At 48.5% G+C, this 2,973-nt stretch carries 2 protein-coding genes; both read right to left on the bottom strand.

All coding sequences use genetic code 11. The features are described from left to right. On the bottom strand, nucleotides 1–718 hold a 718-nt coding region (locus U1H99_RS30015), incomplete at its 3' end, for a condensation domain-containing protein (protein WP_323145151.1). Nucleotides 719–754: 36 nt separating this feature from the next. Further along, a partial coding sequence (locus tag U1H99_RS30010; RefSeq protein WP_323145150.1) for an amino acid adenylation domain-containing protein occupies nucleotides 755–2,973 on the bottom strand: 2,219 nt, incomplete at its 5' end.

Below are 2,973 nucleotides of genomic sequence, written 5' to 3'. Positions count from 1 at the left end.
ATCCCAGCTGCTGCTCGAGGACCTCGCCCTTGAGCCAGTTCCTCTGCCAATGGGCGTAATCGGCGTACTGGATTTCCAGTTCGGGCAAGGGATCGGGTTTGTCCTGGCTGAAAGCGCTGTAGAGGGCCGAGACTTCCCTGACCAATATCCCGATGGACCAGCCATCGGAAACGATGTGATGCTGCGTTACCAGCAGGACATGCTCGTGCTCCGCCAGCTTGAGCAAGGCGCCACGGATGAGCGGACCCGTGCCCAGGTCGAACGGACGGCTTCGCTCTTCTTCGCCCAGCCGCACCACCTGTTCCTCCTGCTGCGCCTTATCCAGCGCGGTCAGATCGATCCGCGCAAGGGCAAAGCCCACGGATGGCGCAGCGATCCGTTGCACCGCTTGTCCATCGAGTTCGACAAAGGTCGTGCGCAGGCTCTCGTGGCGGGCGACGATGCGGTCCAGCGTCGCCTGCAGCGCTTGCGTATCGAGCTTGCCGGTCAGCCTCAACGCGGCCGGGATGTGGTAGGCCGCGCCGGCCGAGGCATCGAGCTGTGCCAGGAACCACAGGCGTTGCTGGGCTAACGATAAAGTAAGTTCTACATTTCGTGAAACTACAACTATTGGATCAGAACGGCCATTATTATATCTTTTTGCACCTCGTTTTTTAAGCCCATGAAGCAAAAGTTCAAGGCTTGAGGAATTGAGGTCATCTATATTGATTTCTGACATAGGTTCAAATAAAAAAATTACGATTACGCTTATAATTTATTTCTGCGTTTGAGTAGCAGTAATTTCCAAACTTACGTCTTCGGCCGCGTATTGCGACAGCAAAATTTTCAATACTTCTTTTGAGAATTCTTTTAATGTTTGACTTGCGAAGATTTTTGAAATTGGTATTTCAACATCATACTCATTATTGATTCGCGTCAAAACTTGCATAACCATAAGAGAATGCCCTCCAAGCTCGAAAAAGTTATCATCTCTATAAACTTTTTTAATTTTAAGTATTTCTTCCCATGTTTCAGCAACAAAGCATTCCATCTCTCCCACTGGACTGATATTCTCTTTTTCAGGGTTATATAAACTTTCAAGATCAGGCAATTTAGAAATATCCAGTTTGCCGCTGAAGGTTAATGGAAAATTCTCCAGTTTTATTAAATTATGTGGAATCATATATTCGGGCAACTTTCTAGATAGATCTTCAATAACTTCATCTTTTGAAATATTGCTTCCCTCTTCTTCGATGAAATACGCAGCTAAGCTTGGTTGCCCAAATTTGTCCGCTTTTGCTACAACTGCCGCTCGCTTGATTCCCTTGCAAGATGTTAGTTGTTGCTCAATTTCACCTAATTCTATTCGTATGCCACGAATTTTAACCTGAAAGTCTAGCCTTCCAATGTATTCAATATTCCCATTGATGTCATAACGTGCAAGATCGCCTGTTTTATAAAGCCTTCTATTAATTGCATCATCGAACGTGATATTAATAAATCGCTTTGCAGTGAGCTCTTTATTATTTAGATAGCCGCGTCCTACCGCTATTCCTCCAATGTGAATTTCGCCTACCGAACCTAGCGGAACAGGATTCCCTTTGTTGTCTAAAATATATATATTTACATTGCTAATCGGGCGACCTATAGATACAACACTTTGAAAGGCGTTATCAAGGACTCTGCCGTATGTAACTCCAATTGAGGTTTCGGTTGGTCCATAAATGTTACATAGCTCTACGTGTGGAAAACATTTAATTAATTCTTGAGCTGTAGCTCGAGTTAATGGTTCGCCACCGCTAATCATATGTCTTAGATTAGACCATTTTGGCTTATCTTTAAGTTCGAGTATGAATTTTAGTACTGACGGAACAAAAGATGTTAAGGTTATTTTATATGATTCTATTGCCTCTGCTAAGTACTGAATATCAATCTGATAATTATGTTTTGCAAGATAAATCTGCCCGCCTATAGACAAGGGAAGGAAAATTTCGTAAACGGACACGTCGAAGCTTAGGGTTGTTTTTTGTAAGGTGCGATCGTTTGAAGTTAAATTCATTGTTTCTCGCATCCAATTTAAGCGATTGACAATGCCGCAATGCATATTCATAGCTCCCTTAGGCTGACCAGTTGAACCAGACGTAAAAAGCACATAAGCCAAGTGGTTGGCATGCAAGCCCAGCAAAGCCGGATCCGGGTTGTGTTCGGCTTGGTCGGCAAATGATGCGGGGACATCCAGTTCCAATACCGGCAGCGTCAGCGCGGCGGCCGCACTTAATGGCAAGGCTTGGCGCAAGGCGCTTTGCGTCAGCACGGCTACCGGCGCGCTGTCTTCGAGCATGTAAGCCAGCCGCTCGTGTGGATAGGCCGGGTCGAGCGGCACGTAGGCCGCGCCTGCCTTGAGAATGCCCAGCAGGCCGACAACCATCTCGAGGCTGCGCTCGACACAGATCGCCACCCGGTCATCGGGCTTGACCCCCAGCGAGAGCAGACGGTGCGCCACCTGATTGGCACGGCGGTTCAGTTCTGCATACGTGAGGCTATCCTGTTCGTGGACCACCGCCGTCGCTTCCGGCTGCAGGGCTGCCTGCTGCTCGAACAACTGGTGAATCAGCTGGTCTTGCGGATAGGCTGCCGCGGTGTCGTTGAACTGCACGAGCAGCTGATGCCGTTCGGTCTCAGGAAGAATGTCCAGCGACCGCACTTCTTTTTCTGGTACATCACGCAGGGCCGCTATCAGCGACTCCATCGCACGGTTCAGGTAAGCATTGATGCGGGAAGGATCGATCGCCTTGACACACTTGGTAGTAATGGAAAAGCCGACGCCAAGATCGTCTACCGAGCCTGTCAACGGATAGTTTGTGCGTTCTTCTCCGCCTACATGGCGGATGCCATCCCATGCGTGCTGCGAATCGACTGGCTCCTGTGCGGATGCAGCATGGCTATGCCGATAATTCAGCATTGTTGTGAAAAGCGGCAGCGCCGGCGGTACCG

This window comes from Massilia phyllosphaerae, assembly GCF_034659755.1.
Lineage (GTDB): Bacteria > Pseudomonadota > Gammaproteobacteria > Burkholderiales > Burkholderiaceae_D > Telluria > Telluria phyllosphaerae.
This window is presented reverse-complemented; position numbering and strand designations above follow the sequence as displayed.